The sequence below is a fragment of the Paraburkholderia fungorum genome, from assembly GCF_003610895.1.
Lineage (GTDB): Bacteria > Pseudomonadota > Gammaproteobacteria > Burkholderiales > Burkholderiaceae > Paraburkholderia > Paraburkholderia fungorum_B.
Genome location: NZ_MCAS01000046.1, coordinates 13,479 through 31,763 on the forward strand (window position 1 = coordinate 13,479; position 18,285 = coordinate 31,763).

General features: G+C 62.0%; 18 protein-coding genes. 8 read left to right on the plus strand and 10 right to left on the minus strand.

Going from position 1 to position 18,285, the window contains the following annotated elements:
- The first annotated feature begins 37 nt into the window (after window positions 1-37).
- From BCY88_RS32720 to BCY88_RS32740, 4 genes are all read left to right on the plus strand, one after another.
- A complete protein-coding gene (locus BCY88_RS32720; RefSeq protein WP_120348268.1) occupies window positions 38-499 on the plus strand; it encodes a peroxiredoxin in 462 nt (153 codons plus the stop codon).
- Window positions 500-846: 347 nt separating this feature from the next.
- Window positions 847-2,733, plus strand: a complete 1,887-nt coding sequence (locus BCY88_RS32730) for a PhoH family protein (RefSeq protein ID WP_120348269.1) — start codon at window positions 847-849, stop codon at window positions 2,731-2,733.
- Between the two features lie 205 nt (window positions 2,734-2,938).
- A complete protein-coding gene (locus tag BCY88_RS32735; protein ID WP_120348270.1) occupies window positions 2,939-4,156 on the plus strand; it encodes a C40 family peptidase in 1,218 nt (405 codons plus the stop codon).
- A 207-nt stretch (window positions 4,157-4,363) separates the two neighbouring features.
- Window positions 4,364-5,167 carry an SDR family oxidoreductase gene (locus BCY88_RS32740; RefSeq protein ID WP_120348271.1) on the plus strand — a complete coding sequence of 268 codons (804 nt, stop codon included), beginning with the start codon at window positions 4,364-4,366 and terminating at the stop codon, window positions 5,165-5,167.
- Window positions 5,168-5,281: 114 nt separating this feature from the next.
- On the opposite strand, the gene BCY88_RS32745 is transcribed toward BCY88_RS32740, so the two are convergent.
- From BCY88_RS32745 to BCY88_RS32790, 10 genes are all read right to left on the minus strand, one after another.
- On the minus strand, window positions 5,282-6,292 hold the full coding sequence (locus tag BCY88_RS32745) for an inorganic phosphate transporter (protein ID WP_120348272.1): 1,011 nt from the start codon (window positions 6,290-6,292) through the stop codon (window positions 5,282-5,284).
- Window positions 6,292-6,918 carry a DUF47 domain-containing protein gene (locus BCY88_RS32750; RefSeq protein ID WP_115782833.1) on the minus strand — a complete coding sequence of 209 codons (627 nt, stop codon included), beginning with the start codon at window positions 6,916-6,918 and terminating at the stop codon, window positions 6,292-6,294. The genes BCY88_RS32745 and BCY88_RS32750 overlap by 1 nt, the downstream gene beginning before the upstream one ends.
- 116 nt (window positions 6,919-7,034) lie before the next feature.
- Window positions 7,035-8,420: a replicative DNA helicase gene (locus tag BCY88_RS32755; RefSeq protein WP_063495982.1), complete on the minus strand. Its 1,386-nt coding sequence runs from the start codon at window positions 8,418-8,420 to the stop codon at window positions 7,035-7,037.
- 147 nt (window positions 8,421-8,567) lie between these two features.
- Window positions 8,568-9,020 carry a 50S ribosomal protein L9 gene (gene rplI, locus BCY88_RS32760; RefSeq protein ID WP_120348273.1) on the minus strand — a complete coding sequence of 151 codons (453 nt, stop codon included), beginning with the start codon at window positions 9,018-9,020 and terminating at the stop codon, window positions 8,568-8,570.
- A gap of 27 nt (window positions 9,021-9,047) precedes the next feature.
- Entirely contained in the window at window positions 9,048-9,323 is a 276-nt protein-coding gene (gene rpsR / locus BCY88_RS32765) for a 30S ribosomal protein S18 (RefSeq protein ID WP_007182109.1), read from the minus strand.
- 2 nt (window positions 9,324-9,325) lie between these two features.
- A complete protein-coding gene (gene priB / locus BCY88_RS32770; RefSeq protein WP_028196682.1) occupies window positions 9,326-9,625 on the minus strand; it encodes a primosomal replication protein N in 300 nt (99 codons plus the stop codon).
- A 50-nt stretch (window positions 9,626-9,675) separates the two neighbouring features.
- A complete protein-coding gene (gene rpsF, locus BCY88_RS32775) occupies window positions 9,676-10,050 on the minus strand; it encodes a 30S ribosomal protein S6 (RefSeq protein WP_097392318.1) in 375 nt (124 codons plus the stop codon).
- A gap of 228 nt (window positions 10,051-10,278) precedes the next feature.
- The gene (locus BCY88_RS40755) at window positions 10,279-11,184 is read right to left on the minus strand and encodes an anti-sigma factor family protein (RefSeq protein ID WP_120348274.1); all 906 of its coding nucleotides are present in this window, start codon (window positions 11,182-11,184) and stop codon (window positions 10,279-10,281) included.
- Window positions 11,174-11,914 (minus strand): RNA polymerase sigma factor, encoded by a 741-nt coding sequence (locus BCY88_RS32785; RefSeq protein ID WP_120348275.1) that lies wholly within the window; start codon window positions 11,912-11,914, stop codon window positions 11,174-11,176. Before BCY88_RS32785 ends, BCY88_RS40755 begins: the two co-directional genes overlap by 11 nt.
- A gap of 151 nt (window positions 11,915-12,065) precedes the next feature.
- The gene (locus BCY88_RS32790; RefSeq protein WP_120348276.1) at window positions 12,066-12,980 is read right to left on the minus strand and encodes a LysR family transcriptional regulator; all 915 of its coding nucleotides are present in this window, start codon (window positions 12,978-12,980) and stop codon (window positions 12,066-12,068) included.
- Window positions 12,981-13,357: 377 nt separating this feature from the next.
- Here BCY88_RS32790 and gcl point away from each other — a divergent pair, with 377 nt between their 5' ends.
- The 4 genes from gcl to BCY88_RS32810 all read left to right on the plus strand — a co-directional run bounded on the left by gcl (window position 13,358) and on the right by BCY88_RS32810 (window position 18,133).
- The gene (gcl, locus tag BCY88_RS32795) at window positions 13,358-15,133 is read left to right on the plus strand and encodes a glyoxylate carboligase (protein WP_120348277.1); all 1,776 of its coding nucleotides are present in this window, start codon (window positions 13,358-13,360) and stop codon (window positions 15,131-15,133) included.
- A 130-nt stretch (window positions 15,134-15,263) separates the two neighbouring features.
- Window positions 15,264-16,073 carry a hydroxypyruvate isomerase gene (gene hyi, locus BCY88_RS32800; protein ID WP_120348278.1) on the plus strand — a complete coding sequence of 270 codons (810 nt, stop codon included), beginning with the start codon at window positions 15,264-15,266 and terminating at the stop codon, window positions 16,071-16,073.
- A 57-nt stretch (window positions 16,074-16,130) separates the two neighbouring features.
- Window positions 16,131-17,039: a 2-hydroxy-3-oxopropionate reductase gene (locus BCY88_RS32805; protein WP_120348279.1), complete on the plus strand. Its 909-nt coding sequence runs from the start codon at window positions 16,131-16,133 to the stop codon at window positions 17,037-17,039.
- Window positions 17,040-17,731: 692 nt separating this feature from the next.
- A complete protein-coding gene (locus BCY88_RS32810; protein WP_120348280.1) occupies window positions 17,732-18,133 on the plus strand; it encodes a DUF3597 domain-containing protein in 402 nt (133 codons plus the stop codon).
- Window positions 18,134-18,285: the final 152 nt, after the last annotated feature.

Below are 18,285 nucleotides of genomic sequence, written 5' to 3' on the forward strand. Positions count from 1 at the left end.
AGTACTGTGGCGACGGCCATAACAACCGGAGAACCTCGTGTCCATCGCAGTCGACCAACCCGTCCCCGACTTTACCGCTCCCGCTACCGGTGGCGATATCACGCTGTCCAAGCTGCGGGGCAAGAAGGTGGTGCTGTATTTTTATCCGAAAGACAACACGCCGGGCTGCACGACCGAAAGCCTGGAATTCCGCGATCTGTACCCCAAGTTCAAGAAGGCCGGCGCGGAGATTGTCGGCGTATCGCGCGACCCGATGCACTCGCATGACAAATTCAAGGCCAAGCTCGAATTGCCGTTTCCGTTGATCTCGGATCCGGAAGAAACGCTGTGCACGCTCTTCAATGTCATGAAATTGAAGAAAATGTATGGCAAAGAAGTACGTGGGATCGAACGCTCCACGTTCCTGATCGACGCTGCAGGCGTGCTGCGCCAGGCGTGGCGCGGCGTGAAAGTGCCAGGGCATGTCGATGACATTCTGGAGGCTGTACAAGCGCTTTGAGGCGCGTTATATTGGGTTCCAATGAGTGCCTGTCCACCCCACACTTTTCGCAGCTGCGCCGGACTTGACGGCCGTTTTTCCGGTTCCGTCGAAGTCGTGAGGGGCAACGCGATAACCGAAGGCGAGCCGCTTGTCCCGTACGCCGGGGCGGCGGCTTTTTTAATTGCGCGCAGCCGTTCGTTTACTCGGCCACGCGTTTCCGTTAAGGAGCCGATCGAAGACCAGGCGAACCGGCATCTCTAGACCGAATGCGCGCCTCCGGACGCAAACTGCGTGCACACATACTGGCACCGGCAGAATGCGACAGGCGGCGCACGAAATGTGACCCGATTATTTCGAGGGAAACCATGCCTTTGCCTACCCCCCCCAGCAAGCTCGGCAATCTCCTGCCGCCTGACGAATACAAGGCCAAAGCCGCCACGCCGGCGCGCTCTGCCGCGAAGAAACAGACGGTCGTTGGGGAGTCCGCGGAATCGGCCGATTACGGCCGCGCGAACGTCGCCACGCCGATGGCGCACGCAGCCAACGCCGCGACCACTTTGCGGCCCGTGCCGGCATCGTCGGCCTCCCCTGTTGCGTCTGCATCCGCCGAGCAAGCTGCACCGGCGCGTGGACGCAAATCGAAGCAGACCGCCGCATTGCTGCAACCGGTTCCCGCTGCCCGCCCGCAGGCCGAACCGGCTGCATCTGCCACACCCGCTGCCACACCCGCGGCCAAATCGCAGCCGGTCGTCGCACGCGCGCCAAGCGCGAAAGACCCGGCCGCCAGCACGCCCGCAGCCGTAGCCCCCAGCACGCGCGGCACCAGCAAGAAGCGCGGCGCGTCCACCGACCCGCTCGAAATGCAGAAGCTGTTCGTGCTCGACACGAACGTGCTGATGCACGATCCAAGCTGCCTGTTCCGTTTCGAGGAACACGACGTCTATCTGCCGATGATGACGTTGGAAGAACTCGACAACCACAAGAAGGGCATGTCGGAAGTCGCGCGTAACGCTCGCCAGGTGAGCCGCACGCTGGACGCGTTGGTGGCGAATGCCGGCAACATCTCGGACGGCATTTCGCTGGCGCGTCTCGGTAGCCGTGAGGCGTCCGGGCGCCTGTACTTCCAGACCAAGCTCAACGCCATCGAGCCGGTCGAAGGTCTGCCGGAAGGCAAGGCCGACAACCAGATTCTCGGCGTGGTGCGTGCGCTGCAGCGCGACCGGATGGATCGCCAGGTCGTGCTGGTGTCGAAAGACATCAACATGCGCATCAAGGCGCATGCGCTCGGTCTGCCTGCGGAAGATTACTTCAACGACCAGGTGCTCGAAGACAGCGATCTGCTGTACTCGGGCATCCGCGCGCTGCCGCAGGATTTCTGGACCAAGCACGCCAAGGGCATGGAGAGCTGGCAGGACACCAAAACCGGCACCACGTATTACCGCGTGACGGGACCGCTGTGCGCCTCGATGCTGGTGAACGAGTTCGTCTATCTCGAGCCGCAGAACGGCGAGCCGGCGTTTCACGCGCTGGTGCGCGAGCTGAACGGCAAGACGGCGCTGCTGCAGACCTTGCGCGACTACGGCCACCACAAGAACAACGTGTGGGGCATCACGGCGCGCAATCGCGAGCAGAATTTCGCGCTGAACCTGCTGATGAACCCGGAAATCGACTTCGTCACGCTGCTGGGTCAAGCCGGTACCGGCAAGACGCTGGTCGCGCTCGCGGCGGGTCTCGCCCAGGTGCTGGACGACAAGCGCTACAACGAGATCATCGTGACGCGTGCAACCGTGCCGGTCGGTGAAGACATCGGTTTCCTGCCGGGTACGGAAGAGGAAAAAATGCAGCCGTGGATGGGTGCATTCGACGACAACCTCGAAGTCCTGCAGAAAACCGACGACGCCGCCGGCGAATGGGGGCGCGCTGCGACGCAGGAACTGATCCGCTCGCGCCTGAAGGTCAAGAGCATGAACTTCATGCGCGGCCGCACGTTCGTGGACAAGTATCTGATCATCGACGAGGCGCAAAACCTCACGCCGAAGCAGATGAAGACGCTTGTCACGCGCGCAGGTCCCGGCACGAAGATCATTTGTCTCGGCAACATCGCGCAGATCGATACGCCCTACCTGACGGAAGGCAGCTCGGGTCTGACGTACGTGGTCGACCGCTTCAAGGGCTGGGCGCACAGCGGGCACGTGACGCTGGCGCGCGGCGAACGTTCGCGCCTCGCGGATTACGCGTCGGAAATTCTTTAAGTTTCAACGCGTTAGCTTTAGTACAAAGCCGTGTTCGGGTCAGCCCGGACACGGCTTTTTTATTCGGCGCGCGTTCACGGCGGGCAACACTTAGCGCGCAAACTTCAAGTAATTTATCAAGAATTCTTGCCTGAGCTACGATTGACGGGCTACCATCCCGAAATCGTCCGCCATTAAACGAGCGTTTACCGCTCACTTCGTCTTCATGCGCCGACTCGCGTTCTCGCTACTGACCGTTTTGCTGCTCGCCGCTTGCGCCGGCGCGCCGCAAAAGACGTCGCGCGGGCCGGGTTCGTCGGTTGTGGTGACGAACGGCGCTTATCATGCGCCGCCGCCAGGCTTCCCCAATTTCGTCGACCACAGCATCGGGCGTGAGGAAATCTCCATCCAGGCGATGAGTCTGGTCGGTATTCCATACCGCTGGGGTGGCAATACGCCCGATAGCGGCTTCGATTGCAGCGGATTGGTTCGCTATGTGGTGTCGCGCGCCGCCTCCGTCAATCTGCCGCGCACCACTGCGGACATGAGCGGCCGCGGCGAATCGATCGAGCCGGATCAAATCGCACCGGGCGATCTTATTTTCTTCAACACCACCGGGCGTGCGCATTCGCATGTCGGCATTTATGTGGGCAAGCTGCGCTTCGTCAATGCGCCGTCGACGGGTGGCACCGTACGGCTCGACTATTTGACCAATCCCTATTGGGCCAAGCGCTTCGACGGCATTCGCCGCGTGGCGGCGCCGGCTCTAACGCCTGCGCCGTTCGATGCACCGAGCTATCAGGCAGCGGCGCCTCAACCCGAACGTGTCGCGCCGGTGGCTCAAACTCAGGCGACGCCGGCTTATGGGGGCACTGCGCCGGCAACCCAATCCTCGGGTTTTGCGGCAGCCCCTGTTGCAACGCAGGCTTCCGGCTATGCGGCGAATTCGGCGGCTCCGGAGCAACCGGCTCGTGTCGCCGCGGCCATTCGTGCGCCGCTGACTGCGAGCGGCCAACCTGCGGTAGCGACTGCCGCGGCGCCAGCGCCTCAAGCTGATCCGTTTGAACCGCCGCCGCCCGGCATGAGCGCCGCGCAGATGCAAGCGCGTGCGGCAGGCGCGGTGTCTCCGGCGCCGCAGCCAGCGGCGCAAGCGAGCGCGTACGACACTGCCGCGAGCACCACGATCCAGCAGACGGCGACTGCGCGCACCGAGCCGCCAACGGCTGCCTCCCGCGCGCCAGATCCGATCGACGCCGCTGCCGATGCATTCGAGCCACCGCCACCCGCTTCAGTCGCCGCACGCCAGGCTCAACAAGCTCAGCAGGCGGACGGGAACGCCGGTGTGCGGATCATGCGCGCCTCGACCGCATCACGCGGCAGCATCCCTGCCCCCACGCAAACCACCGACGACCCGATCGCGCGTTTCGCCAACGGCAATTTCTAGGGACATCGAGCAAACTCGTCGTGGCTTGTGGCGCCAGCAGTAGCTTGTGGCGCCATGGCTCGCCGCATCGCCCAGATCAGGTCACTGAGCTGAACTGAACTGAGCTCAGCGCAAAACGCCCACACTTCGCACCTCGCCCCCGCCCATCCCCGCTGCGCTGCCGATCTGCTATCGTCATCGATATTCTTCCGACAGCAGGTGGTGACGATGGATCTCGGGCTGAAAGACAAGGTGGTGTTGATCACGGGCGGCAGCAAAGGCATCGGGTTCGCCTGCGCCCGGGCGTTCGCTCTCGAGGGGGCGAAGGTAGCGATCGTTTCACGCGACCCCGCCAATCTCGCGCGTGCTTACGAACAGTTGAAACAGGAAGGTCTGAACGTGCATCGGACCCGGGCCGACCTGCACGAACCGCACAGTGCGGCGGACATCGTCGAGGAAGTCAGCACCGCAGTCGGCCCCATCGACGTGCTGATCAACAGCGCCGGCGCAGCCCGCCGCTACGACCCCGAAACGCTGGATGCCGATGCGTTTCGCGCGACCATGGAAGCCAAGTATTTCCCCTACATCTACCCGCAACAGGAAGTGCTCAAGCGCATGGCCGAGCGCGTGAAGGCCGGCGGCGGCGCACCCGGCACGATCGTCAACATCATCGGCATGGGTGGCAAGATCGCGAGCGACATTCATATCGCCGGTGGCGCCGCAAATGCCGCGCTGATGCTCGCCACTGTCGGCCTCGCTCACTACTACGCGCGCTACGGCATTCGTATCAACGCGATCAATCCAGGTTCGACGCTGACCGAGCGCGTCGAAGAAGCGGTCAAACTGGAAGCGTCGCAGCAAGGCATCGAAAGCGCGGACGCGTTAGCGCGCGGGCAAGCCAAAGTGCCGCTCGGACGCTATGCAAAACCGGAAGAAATCGCTGATGTCGCGCTCTTTCTGGCGAGCCGCCGCGCGAGCTACGTGACGGGCGCAATCGTCCCGATGGATGGAGGCAGCGCACCGCTGATCTGAGCGGCGCGCTTTATTTGCAGCTTTAGGGGTGTGAGGCCCGGTGCCTTTGGCGCCGGACTCCGGGACAGCGCTTTGAAGCCTGAAAGGCGGACGGCGTTTGTCGTCCGCACTGCATTACAGGAAGCGGTGGCCGAGCCACCAGGCAGCCGCGGAGAGCGCCGCGGAAGCGGGGATTGTCAGAATCCACGCCCAGACGATGTTGCCGGCCACGCCCCAGCGCACCGCGCTCAGCTTCTGCGTCGCGCCGACACCAACGATCGCGCCGGTAATCGTATGCGTGGTGGACACCGGAATGCCGAGCCATGACGCGGTGAACAGCGTAATCGCCCCACCCGTCTCGGCGCAAAAACCACCGACTGGCTTCAGCTTGGTGATCTTCTGACCCATCGTGCGCACAATCCGCCAGCCACCGAATAAGGTGCCGATGCCCATCGACAGATAGCAGCCGCCGATCACCCACAGCGGCGGAGCGTCCGCGATCGACGACGCGTAACCAGTTGCGATCAGCAGCATCCAGATGATGCCGATGGTTTTCTGTGCGTCGTTACCGCCGTGGCCAAGGCTGTACAAGCCTGCGGAGACCAGTTGCAGACGCCGGAAGCGCCGGTCGACCTTGCTGGGCGGCGTGCGGAAATATATCCACGACACGGCCAGCATGAAGAAAGAGCCAAGGACGAAACCGAGCAGCGGAGAGATGAAAATGAACGCAACCGTCTTCATCAATCCGTCGATATTGAGCGAACCCCAACCCGACTTGGCCAGCGCCGCGCCCACCAGCCCGCCGATCAGCGCGTGCGACGAGCTCGATGGGATACCGTAATGCCACGTGATGATGTTCCAGCCGATCGCACCGACCAGCGCGCCGAAAATGACGTAGTGGTCGACGATTCCCGGATCAATCGTGCCCTTGCCGACCGTTTGCGCCACTTTCAGGTGAAACACGAAATACGCGATAACGTTGAAAGCCGCTGCGAAGGCCACGGCCTGCTGCGGCTTCAGCACACCGGTCGACACGACCGTGGCGATCGAATTCGCCGCGTCGTGGAAGCCGTTCATGAAGTCGAAAATCAGTGCGACGGCGACCAGGCCGGCGACGACCCAGATAGCAAGTTGTATCGATTGCATTATGCGTTTTCCAGCACGATGCCTTCGATGATGTTCGCCACGTCTTCACACTTGTCGGTGATCGTTTCGAGCAGTTCGTAGATCGCCTTCAGCTTGATCAGCGTCTTGACGTTGTCTTCTTCACGGAAAAGTTTCGACATGGCCGAACGCAGCACGCGGTCGGCTTCCGATTCCAGACGGTCGATTTCCTCGCATGCTTTCAGGATCTGGCTCGCCTGCTTCATATCCGACAGCAGGCTGACGGCGAACTGCACGCGCTCCGAGGTCGCCGTGCAGATGTGGGCCAACTGGCTCGCTTCGGAAGTCACTGCCTGCACGTCGTACAGCGAAATGGCGGTGGCGACGTCTTCCATCAGATCGAGGATGTCGTCCATCGTGGTGATCAACTTGTGGATCTCGTCGCGGTCGAGCGGCGTGATGAAGGTCTTGTGCAGCAGGTCGATGGCTTCGTGCGTAAGCTTGTCAGCGGCCTTTTCGGCTTTCTGCACGTTTTGCTTATGGGTTTCGGCGTCCTGGAGATTGTCGATCAGCAGCTCGAGTTCACGGCTTGCTGAGACGATGCACGTTGCGTGCGCATTGAAAATTTCAAAGAACTTGCCCTCGGTGGGCATGAATCGACCGAACATTGGGATCCCGAAAATTGGTCACATTATGGCTGACATAAAACCGCCACATTGTACCGTTCCGGGATCGATGTCGCACTTTTGAAAGCGTCGTTACAACACGCCCAGCAGTTACCTCTTTACTCGCTGTAGAAATTCTGCGCGCCGGCAAAATTATCGAACTTCGTGAATTGACCATGGAACGTGAGCCGAACAGGGCCGATCGGACCATTCCGCTGCTTACCGATGATAATCTCCGCCGTGCCCTTGTCCGGGCTATCCGGGTTGTACACCTCGTCGCGATAGATGAACAGAATCACGTCCGCATCCTGTTCGATAGCGCCGGATTCGCGCAAGTCGGACATGATGGGCCGCTTGTTCGGGCGCTGTTCAAGACCGCGGTTAAGCTGCGACAACGCAATCACCGGCACATCGAGTTCTTTGGCGAGACTCTTGAGCGAACGCGAGATTTCCGAGATTTCGGTTGCACGGTTTTCGCCCGACGACGACCCGCTCATCAGCTGCAAATAGTCGATGATGATCAGGCCCAGCTTGCCGCACTGGCGCGACAGGCGACGCGCGCGCGAGCGCAGTTCCATCGGGTTCAAACCACCGGTTTCGTCGATGAAAATCTGCGCCTCGCTCATTTTCTGCACCGCGTGCGTGAGCTTCGGCCAGTCCTCGTCGGTCAGACGGCCCGTGCGCATGCGGTGCTGGTCGAGCCGGCCAACCGAGCCCAGCATACGCATGGTGAGTTGCGAGCCCGGCATTTCCATGGAGAACACCGCGACCGGCAGGCCATACTCCACCGCCACGTATTCGCCGACGTTCATCGAAAACGCCGTTTTACCCATTGACGGGCGGCCCGCCACGATGATCAGCTCGCCGCCGTGCATACCGGAGGTCATGCGGTCCAGATCGACGAAGCCCGTCGGCGTGCCGGTCACGTCGCTCGGATTGGCGGTGTGATACAGCGTGTCGATCCGCTCCACCACCTCGGTGAGGAGTGGCCCGATCTCCAGGAAGCCCTGCGTGCCGCGCGCGCCGTCTTCCGCGATCGAAAACACCTTCGATTCCGCCTCGTCCAGCAACTGGCGGACTTCCTTGCCCTGCGGATTGAAAGCGTCGGCGGAAATTTCGTCAGCCACAGATACGAGGCGGCGCAATACCGCACGATCGCGCACGATTTCCGCGTAGCGGCGGATATTGGCCGCGCTCGGCGTGTTCTGCGCCAGCGCGTTCAGGTACGCTAGACCGCCGACCTCTTCTGCCTTGCCCGAGGTGCCGAGCGCCTCATACACCGTAATCACGTCGGCTGGACGCGTCGCCGCGATCAGCTTGCCGATGTGCTCAAAAATGATGCGGTGGTCGTATCGGTAAAAATCGCTCTGCGACAGGAAGTCGGCGATGCGGTCCCATGCCGCGTTGTCGAGCAGCAGGCCGCCCAGCACCGACTGCTCGGCTTCGATCGAATGCGGCGGGACTTTCAGCGACTCGATTTGGGGATCTTTGGACGGTGCGTTCATGGAGAGGAATTATCGGGTAAATGCGCGCGGAGGGAAATCAAAAACCGATACTTCGGTACATCGGAAACGGGCAATAAAAAAGGCAGGGGCCGGTCACCCGGCCCCTGCCTTTCGCCAGCAACGTCCTGGCAGATACGTATCTGGTGCTTAGACGTGTTCGCCGATCACAGCCACGTTCACATCGACAACAACGTCGGTGTGCAGCGAGATCTGAACAGCGTGTTCGCCAACCAGCTTCAGCGGGCCTTCCGGCAGGCGCACTTGCGCCTTTTCCACTGCGAAGCCGAGCTTGACCAGTGCGTCAGCGATGTCGGCGTTCGTCACCGAACCAAACAGACGGCCGTCAACGCCAGCCTTCTGATTGATCTGAACCGTCGAGCCTGCCAGCTTTTCGCCTTGAGCTTGAGCAGCAGCCAGCTTTTCAGCGGCGATCTTTTCGAGTTCAGCACGGCGAACTTCGAATTCAGCCAGGGCTTCCTTCGTTGCACGGCGAGCTTGCTTGTTCGGGATCAGGAAGTTACGTGCGTAACCGTCCTTGACCTTCACGATATCGCCCAGGTTGCCCAGATTGACGACTTTTTCCAGAAGAATGATTTGCATTCGGATGCTCCTTATCGCGTCGTCGGGTTAGGCCTTGTGCTGGTCGGTGTACGGCACCAGCGCGAGGAAACGTGCGCGCTTGATTGCCGTATCCAGCTGGCGTTGATAGTGCGACTTCGTACCCGTGAGACGCGCCGGCGTGATCTTGCCGTTTTCGCCGATGAAGTCCTTCAGCGTTTCGAGGTCCTTGTAGTCGATGTGATCGACGCCAGCGGCCGTGAAACGGCAGAACTTCTTGCGCTTGAAGAGCGGATTTTGTTGCTGACGACGCTTGTCGAATTTCTTACCAGTCGGGCGGGGCATGTTCAGTCCTTTCCAATGTCCTGCAATTCTGTGATGTGAAATACCAGTGTTCTTGCGTTGCGGTGCTTTTTTGCCAGAAAGCCTGTGAAGAGCGTTTCCACGCCCATCTGACAGCCTTCCAGCTTACCGCTCGCCTCGCCCGCGGCTACCGCCTGCATGGTCAGTTCGACTTGCCGGGCAATACCGGCTTCGACGACTTCCGTGCGGTGGTGCAACGTGCAGCCTGCAATCGGAACGCCGGCGGGGGTATACCGCACCGGTTCGCGTTCAACGACGCTGGCCGTGAGTTGCAGCCGATTCATGTAACCTTGGTCGAGGGCAACGCTTGATCTGGTAGCTTAAATAGTGTGTCTTAAGCCTGCGCTTCGGACGGTTGCGTAGCAGCCGACTTCTTGGCTTCTTCGCGCTGCACTTCCTTCATCATCGGCGACGGGCCGGTTTCGGCCTTCTTCATCTTGACGATCAGGTGACGCAGAACAGCGTCGTTGAACTTGAATGCGTGTTCCAGCTCGTCGAGCGTGGCTTGATCGCATTCGATGTTCATGCAGACGTAGTGAGCCTTGGCGAGTTTCTCGATCATGTAGGCCAGTTGGCGACGGCCCCAGTCTTCGATACGGTGGATCTGGCCACCGTGCGAGGTGATCGTGGACTTGTAACGCTCGATCATTGCGGGCACTTGCTCGCTTTGATCCGGGTGCACGATAAATACGATTTCGTAATGACGCATATTCACTCCTTGTGCTTACTTGTGGATATAAGCCACCCGGGCGTCGGAACCGGTGTGGCAAGTGAGAAGCCAAAGAGTGTAACCCGATTAGGGCCGGGTTGCAAGATATCCCGTTAAAACGACACCCGAATCGGGTGTGTTTTCAAGGGTTTAGGACGAAGCGGACGCGCGAGCGCCACGCCTCTCAGTCCAGAAATATACCCGCCGGATCGCGCACGCGCGGCCCGCTCAGCCTCCCTCGGTCTGCTCGCTGCCGCCCGCCAGGCGGGCCTTCAGCGCCGTTTCGAGTCCGCTGAGCGCGTCCGGCGCGGCATCGGTGACAGCCCACCAGGTCATCCCCTGCGCGTTCCAGTGCGCCAGCGAGTAACCCTCGCGGGTTTGCGTCATCGAAGGCCCAGCGTCGGCGGAACGTGCTTGCGGAAACACGTAGACGTCGATGACGTGCTTCTGATAGCGGTACACCAGCACCGCCACCCGCTGATGTCCGATGTAATCCAGGCGGCCGCCTTCAAGCGGAAAACCGTTCGCCGCGAGGTCCTCGACCGGTGGTGAATAGTCGATCCGGCCGTTGAACCACGGTTTGACCGTGTGCCGGTCGGTCGAAATGACGTCGATATCGTGGCCGGACATCTGCGCCCGAACATGGCTTTCGACCAGTTCATCGGCAAACGGGCTGCCTTCCGCGGGACGATGCAGGCTCATTGTCACGCCCGTCGCGGCCGCACCGAGCGCGATCACGAGCGCGACGAGCCAGCCCTGCCCGATCGTTGCGCCGCTGCCCCCGCCCCCGCCCGGCCGGCCCAGCGCGCGAGGCGGGCGCAGCCAGCCATTCAGCCAGTTGCCGAGCCAGCTTCCCTTCGGCCGCGGCTGGGTGGTGGCCCGCGGCGCCTCGATGGGCTCGTCGACGGCGCTCCCGCCTGCCGGGAGGGCAGCGAGAATCCGCGCCCGCAGGGCATCCGGCGCGCGGTGATACGGCTGTGCGCGCAGCGACTTGCCAAGCGCATGGAGGTTTTCGCTTTCGCGCCGGCAGGCATCGCAAGTTTCGATGTGCTGCTGGACGCGCTGGGCGTCCGGCGCGGGCAATTCGTGGTCGGCGTTCGCATCGAGGAGCGGCCGCGCTTCGTTACAGTCCATCTGGCGTCTCCTGAGCTAAGCCGGCGCCACTTGCGCCGGGGTTGGTGGATGGGCGGCCGTTGGAGGCTGCCCGCAATGGTGTGACCGAGGCGGTGGGCGTCGTGCACGCGCCTGACGTCGCGGCGCGCGGCGCACCGCCTGCTTCCTGCTTCGCGCCCAGCAGCGCGGCCAGCTTGCGCCGGCCCCGCGCGAGCCGCGACATCACCGTGCCGATCGGGACATCGGCCACCATCGCGATCTCGCGATAACCCATTTCTTCGAGCTCCCGCAGGATCAGCACTTCGCGGTATTCGACCGGCAACTGCGCGAGCGCGTCGTGCACGAGCTTCGTATCCTCGTCGCGGATCAGGAGCGCCTGCGGATCCGCCCCGCCCGCGCTCCAGCCGTCGAAGACCGCGTCGTCCATGGTGTCGTCGAACTCGACCATTTCGTGCGACGACGCGCGCCGCCGCCACTCCGTGTACCAGGTGCGGCGCACGATCGCGAGCAGCCACGGCCGCGCCGAGTCGCCCCGGAAGGTATCGAAGAAACGGAACGCGCGCATGAACGCTTCCTGCACCACGTCGTCGGCGTCGTTGGCGTTACCGCACAGCCAGCGCGCAAGGTTGTACGCGGCGTCGAGATGCGGCAAAGCCAGCTGCTGAAAGCGGCGGCTTCTTGCTGCATCGGCGTCGGCATCGACGGGAGCGCGGACGGGCGCGCGGGCCGCGTCTGAATCGGTTTGGACCACCTGGGCCCTCCAGGGCATTGCGGCTAGGCTGTGTGACTCGTTCTCACTGGCTCATCCTGCATAACCGGCTACATGTCCAGTTTATTCCCGCCTCCAGCTCGAATCCGATTATTTGAGCGCTTGCAGCTGTTGTTCCGGGCCGCTCGGGCCACTAATAAGCCGGGCGATTCCAGTAATCCTCGCTGGCATACACCTCTTTCAGATAATCGATGAAGTAGCGCACCTTGGCCGGCACATAACGCTGCTGCGGATAGACCGCCAGAATGTCGTAGTCGGGCAGCGCGAATTCGTCCAGCACGGTTTCCAGTTCGCCGCGCGCCAGTTGCTGCTGGATTTCCCATGTGGAGCGCCAGCCGAGCCCGAGCCCCTCGGACACCCAGCGGTGCAGCAATTCGCCGTCGTTACAGTCGAGCGTGCCGCCCACTCGCACCGTCGCCAGCTTACCGTTGCGGCGAAAGTACCAGCCGCGGTTCTGGCCGCCTTGCAGGTTGAACGCGAGGCAGTTGTGCTGCGGCAGATCTTCGAGCGTTTTCGGCTTGCCATATTTGCGGAAATATTCCGGCGTACCGCACACCACGCGCCGGTTCGACGCCAGCTTCACCGCGACGAAATTCGGATCGACCGCGCCGCCGATCCGGATCGACAGGTCATAACCCTCGCGCACCAGATCCACGACCCGGTCGGTCAGGTTAAACGACACCTGCAATTCCGGTTTGTCGGCGAGGAAAGCCGGCGCGAGCGGCGCAACGTGCTTGCGCCCGAATGCGGCCGGCGCCGACACGATCAGATGGCCGTTCACCGCGCGCCGGCCGGCGCTCAGTTCGTTTTCCGCCTGGTCCCATTCGGTGAGCAGGCCGCGGCAGCGCTCGAGAAACGCCGCGCCGTCTTCGCTGACCACGAGGCGCCGCGTCGAGCGGTACATCAGCTTTACGCCGAGGCGCTTTTCGAGCGCGTCGATGCGGCGTCCGAGAATCACCGGCGACACGCCCTCTTCCAGCGCGGCCGCGGCGAGACTGCCCGCGTCGGCGACGCGCACGAAAGTTTCGATCTGTTTGAAGCGGTCCATTTTTGTCTCCTGTGTCGACCGGAGTTAGCGCTTTAGTGCTTACTCCGGTCCCACGCAAGCGGGTTGCAACCGCCTTGTGTCGACCGGAGTTAGCGCTTTAGCTGTCGACCAGAGTTGGCGCTTCAGCGCTTACTCTGGTCCCATGCAAAGCTCTTACTCCGCCCCCACGCAAGCGGGTTGCAACCCGCCTTGCACACCGCCAGCGCCCCGAGCGCCAACGCATTCCATACTTTTTGTTTCGAAATAAGCGACCTGGACTGATCTTATCAAACCTTTAGGTGGAGCCTACAGTTCGATCAACACCTTTTGGTTTGCACATCCGTCAGCGAATTCGTTACCCCACTTATTCGCCCACCTCAGACATTCAGGAGACATTCATGGCCAAGATGAGAGCCGTCGACGCAGCCGTGCTGGTGCTCGAAAAAGAAGGCATCAACACCGCATTCGGCGTTCCGGGCGCAGCAATCAACCCGTTCTACTCGGCCATGCGCAAGGCAGGCAGCATCAGCCACGTGCTGGCACGTCACGTCGAAGGTGCATCGCACATGGCCGAAGGCTATACGCGCGCCCAGCCGGGCAACATCGGCGTGTGTATCGGCACCTCGGGCCCCGCCGGCACCGACATGATCACCGGTTTGTACTCCGCGCAGGCTGACTCGATTCCTATTCTGGCTATCACGGGCCAGGCACCGCGCGCGCGTCTGTACAAGGAAGACTTCCAGGCCGTCGATATCGAATCGATCGCCAAGCCGGTCACCAAGTGGGCCGTCACCGTGCGCGAACCGGCGCTGGTGCCGCGCGTGTTCCAGCAGGCTTTCCATCTGATGCGCTCGGGCCGTCCGGGTCCCGTGCTGGTCGACCTGCCGATCGACGTGCAACTCGCCGAGATCGAATTCGACATCGACACGTACGAACCGCTGCCGGTCTACAAGCCGAAAGCGACGCGCAAGCAGATCGAAGCCGCACTCACGCTGCTGAACAACTCGGACAAGCCGTTGATCGTCTCGGGTGGCGGCGTGCTGAACGCAGCCGCTGAAGACCTGCTGGTGGAATTCGCTGAAACCGTGGGCGTGCCGGTGATCCCGACGCTGATGTCGTGGGGCGCGATCCCTGACGACCATCCGCTGATGGCCGGCATGGTCGGTTTGCAGACTTCGCACCGCTACGGCAACGCGACGATGCTCGCCTCCGACTTCGTGCTCGGCATCGGCAATCGTTGGGCGAACCGTCATACGGGCAGCGTCGAGGTGTACACCAAGGGCCGTAAGTTCGTGCACGTGGACATCGAGCCGACGCAGATTGGCCGCGTCTTCGGACCGGATCTCGGCATCGTGTCGGACGCGAAAGCCGCGCTCGAACTGTTCGTCGAAGTCGCTAAGGAATGGAAAGCCGCCGGCAAGCTCAAGGACCGCAGCGCGTGGGTCGCCGATTGCCAGCAACGCAAGCAGACGATGCACCGCAAGACGCACTTCGACAACGTGCCGATGAAGCCGCAGCGCGTGTACGAAGAGATGAACCAGGTGTTCGGCCGCGATACGTGCTACGTGAGCACGATCGGCTTGTCGCAGATCGCCGGCGCGCAATTCCTGCACGTCTACAAGGCGCGTAACTGGATCAACTGCGGCCAGGCAGGCCCGCTCGGCTGGACGATTCCGGCAGCGCTCGGCGTGCGCGCAGCCGACCCGCAACGTCCGATCGTCGCACTCTCGGGCGACTACGACTTCCAGTTCATGATCGAAGAACTGGCAGCGGGCGCGCAATTCAAGCTGCCGTACGTGCATGTGGTGGTGAACAACTCATACCTCGGTTTGATCCGTCAGGCACAGCGCGCGTTCGATATGGACTTCTGCGTGCAGCTCGGCTTCGAGAACATCAACTCGCCGGAAACGAACGGCTACGGCGTGGACCACGTCGCGGTTGCCGAAGGCCTGGGTTGCAAGGCGATTCGCGTGTTCAAGCCGGAAGAACTCAAGCCCGCGCTGCTGAAGGCGCAATCGATGCTCTCCGAGTTCAACGTGCCGGTGATCGTCGAAGTGATCCTCGAACGTGTGACCAACATTTCGATGGGCACCGAGATCGACGCGATCAACGAGTTCGAAGATCTGGCCGAGAAGCGCGAAGACGCGCCGACGGCAATCAGCATGCTCGACTGAGCGTCCTGACGCTTTGAAGCGCGCGTCGATTCGCACGCTGACCTGATAAGCATCACATGAGCGCGGCGCGGCATTGCCGACGCCGTCTCATGAACTTATTTCACTGACCGACCAGCGAGACACCAGCACCATGCCGAAATTTGCAGCAAATCTCACCATGCTGTTCAACGAAGTTCCGTTCCTCGAGCGCTTCGCCGCAGCGTCGGACGCGGGCTTCAACGCCGTCGAATTCCTGTTTCCGTATCCGTATCAGATCGCCGAATTGAGCGAACGTCTGCAGCAAAACCGTCTGAAGCTCGTCTTGCACAACCTGCCCGCGGGTAATTGGGAAGCGGGTGAACGCGGCATCGCATGCCTGCCGGATCGCGTGGGCGAGTTTCAGGAAGGCGTCGGCCGTGCGATCGAATACGCAACGGCTTTGAAGGTGCCGCAACTGAACTGCCTCGTCGGCATTCCGACCGCGGGCGTCGATGCGGACAAGGCGCGTTCGACGATCGTCGACAACCTGCGCTTCGCCGCGGGCGAACTGAAGAAAGCCGGCATCAAGCTGCTGGTCGAGCCGTGCAATTCGTACGACATCCCCGGCTTCGCGCTGAACCGTTCCGGCGAAGGCCTCGATGTGATTCGCGCGGTGGGCTCGGACAATCTGTTCCTGCAATACGACATCTATCACATGCAACGGATGGAAGGCGAACTCGCGGCGACGATCAAAAAGAACCTGCCGCAGATCGCGCACATCCAGCTCGCCGACAACCCGGGCCGCAACGAACCGGGCACCGGCGAGATCAACTACCCGTTCCTGTTCGATCTGCTCGATTCGCTCGGCTACGAAGGCTACGTCGGTTGCGAATACAAGCCGCGCACGACCACTGCCGCCGGCCTCGGCTGGGTGCAAAGCGTGGCCGGGCAAACCCGCGGCGCAGCCCACGCCGCAGCCTGAGCGATCCGTCGATCGCATCAGGCATACCACCCCAAACAACACTGGAGATTTAGACACATGGCAAAGATCGGTTTCATCGGCCTCGGCATCATGGGCGCGCACATGGCGCGCAACCTCATCAAGGGCGGTCACACGCTGTTCGTGAATGGCGCGTATCCGGTGCCGGAAGATCTGAGCAAGAGCGCGAGCGTAGTCGCCAATTCGACCGCCGTGGCACAAGCCGCCGACGTCGTCATCATCATGGTGCCGGACACGCCTGACGTCGCCAACGTGCTGTTCGCCGACGACGGCGTCGCCGCCGGCCTCACGCAAGGCAAGCTCGTGATCGACATGAGCTCGATCTCGCCGCTCGACACGCAAGCCTTCGCGAAGAAGGTCAATGCGCTCGGCGCCGACTACCTCGATGCGCCGGTGTCCGGCGGCGAAGTCGGCGCGCGTGAAGCGTCGCTGACGATCATGGTGGGCGGTCCGGAAAAGGCTTTCGCTGCCGCCAAGCCGCTGTTCGATCTGATGGGCAAGAACATCTCGCTGATCGGCGACAACGGTGCGGGTCAAACCTGCAAGGTCGCGAACCAGATCATCGTCGCGCTGAACATCGAAGCCGTGGCCGAGGCGCTGCTGTTCGCTTCGCGCTCGGGCGCCGATCCGGAACGTGTGCGCAAGGCGCTGATGGGCGGCTTCGCTTCGTCGCGCATCCTCGAAGTGCATGGCGAGCGCATGACCAAGCGTACCTTCGATCCGGGCTTCCGCATCGAGCTGCATCAGAAGGATCTGAACCTCGCACTGGACGGCGCGCGCAAGCTCGGCATCGCCCTGCCGCACACAGCCAGCGCACAACAACTGTTCAGCGTGTGCGCAGCCAACGGCGGCAAGGCATGGGATCACTCGGCGATGGTGCGCGCACTGGAAATCATGGCGAACTACGAAGTCGCGCAAGCGCCGGGTAGCGAAGCCAAGGCTGCCTGATACACCTCCTGCGAAGGCCGGTTGCACGCGGGTTACGCGCACGCAGATTCACGCGCGGACCCGCCGTATCAGAACAAACCGCAACTGCGACAGGCCAATCAGGGAGTAGATAGCGGGCGTCATACGCGGCACATAAAAAAAACATGAAGCAGACACACAGATTGCCGTGATCGTTGCATCGTCATGGCAATCGCAGGTGGGGCGCCCGGTTCGTCGTGCAGTATCGGCGGCGGAACGGGCAAATCGTGCCGCTCTGGGCTGAGAGCGGCAAGTGGGGTCCGCAGCGGCACCCGGCGGCGCCGGGGAAGCCTTGGTCGGTCAGACGTCGTCGTCGGGTGTCCGGCTGTCGGATTTCAAAGTTATGCGTTTTCCGCCATTCTCTCGCAGCGGCTGCATCATGCATGCCGCCTGCCTGCAGCTCTCTTTGCAGGTCTGCTCACACGTGGGCTCGCAAGTCCGCTTGCATTTGCTTGCAACTGCACGCCCAGGTCACGACCTTTTTTGACACATCGGTCCGCGCTTTTCTCCTACACTCGTTGAGTCTGGTTGCTGGCGTCTTGGCGATCACGTGCGGCTTGCCGGTCATCGCAGCGCATGTGCTCCTGCTCTGTTTCATTCGCCCGATTGCAACCAGCGTTCAACCCGTGAGCGAAATGTGCTTGCGCCGGTAACCCATCTGCAAAGGATTCAGAATGAGCATCTTTGGTGACATCGTAAACAAGCTCTTCGGCAAAGCGAAGCCCGACCAGCCTGCGCCTGCGGTTGAGCCGACACCGGATCCGGCAGCGGCACAAGCTGCTGCGCCTGACGCGGCACTGGCGCCCGCGCCGCTGGCCGACGTCGACGTCGCTGCCGTCATGGACCAGTTCGTGAGCGAGAGCGGGCAAACCTTGAACTGGCGCACCTCGATCGTCGACACGCTGAAAGCGCTCGGCGTCGACAGCAGCCTCGAGCATCGCAAGCAACTCGCGCAGGAGCTGAAGTACAGCGGCGACACGAATGATTCGGCGAGCATGAACATCTGGCTGCACAAACAGGTGATGCAAGCATTGGCCGCGAATGGCGGGAAGTTGCCTCCGGATCTGGCGTCCTGAGTGCGGGTTGGCGCCATCTGCTGGCGCCGTGTATTTTCACCGACAGCGATAAAACCTTAAGCTGAAACGACAACGCGGCGCCCGGGTCGATGACCTGGGCGCCGCGTTGTCATTCAGGCGTCAAACGCTGGACACGGTTCTGACTTCGAACC

Excerpts from the sequence above, each read along its gene's own strand:
- BCY88_RS32740 (WP_120348271.1), top strand. The coding sequence starts at position 4,364 with ATGGATCTCGGGCTGAAAGACAAGGTGGTGTTGATCACGGGCGGCAGC.
- BCY88_RS32810 (WP_120348280.1), top strand. The coding sequence starts at position 17,732 with ATGAGCATCTTTGGTGACATCGTAAACAAGCTCTTCGGCAAAGCGAAG.
- BCY88_RS32755 (WP_063495982.1), bottom strand. The coding sequence starts at position 8,420 with ATGAACGCACCGTCCAAAGATCCCCAAATCGAGTCGCTGAAAGTCCCG.
- rpsF (WP_097392318.1), bottom strand. The coding sequence starts at position 10,050 with ATGCGTCATTACGAAATCGTATTTATCGTGCACCCGGATCAAAGCGAG.
- BCY88_RS32745 (WP_120348272.1), bottom strand. The coding sequence starts at position 6,292 with ATGCAATCGATACAACTTGCTATCTGGGTCGTCGCCGGCCTGGTCGCC.
- BCY88_RS32790 (WP_120348276.1), bottom strand. The coding sequence starts at position 12,980 with ATGGACCGCTTCAAACAGATCGAAACTTTCGTGCGCGTCGCCGACGCG.
- BCY88_RS32750 (WP_115782833.1), bottom strand. The coding sequence starts at position 6,918 with ATGTTCGGTCGATTCATGCCCACCGAGGGCAAGTTCTTTGAAATTTTC.
- rplI (WP_120348273.1), bottom strand. The coding sequence starts at position 9,020 with ATGCAAATCATTCTTCTGGAAAAAGTCGTCAATCTGGGCAACCTGGGC.
- rpsR (WP_007182109.1), bottom strand. The coding sequence starts at position 9,323 with ATGCCCCGCCCGACTGGTAAGAAATTCGACAAGCGTCGTCAGCAACAA.
- priB (WP_028196682.1), bottom strand. The coding sequence starts at position 9,625 with ATGAATCGGCTGCAACTCACGGCCAGCGTCGTTGAACGCGAACCGGTG.
- hyi (WP_120348278.1), top strand. The coding sequence starts at position 15,264 with ATGCCGAAATTTGCAGCAAATCTCACCATGCTGTTCAACGAAGTTCCG.
- BCY88_RS40755 (WP_120348274.1), bottom strand. The coding sequence starts at position 11,184 with ATGGACTGTAACGAAGCGCGGCCGCTCCTCGATGCGAACGCCGACCAC.
- BCY88_RS32805 (WP_120348279.1), top strand. The coding sequence starts at position 16,131 with ATGGCAAAGATCGGTTTCATCGGCCTCGGCATCATGGGCGCGCACATG.
- BCY88_RS32735 (WP_120348270.1), top strand. The coding sequence starts at position 2,939 with ATGCGCCGACTCGCGTTCTCGCTACTGACCGTTTTGCTGCTCGCCGCT.
- BCY88_RS32730 (WP_120348269.1), top strand. The coding sequence starts at position 847 with ATGCCTTTGCCTACCCCCCCCAGCAAGCTCGGCAATCTCCTGCCGCCT.
- gcl (WP_120348277.1), top strand. The coding sequence starts at position 13,358 with ATGGCCAAGATGAGAGCCGTCGACGCAGCCGTGCTGGTGCTCGAAAAA.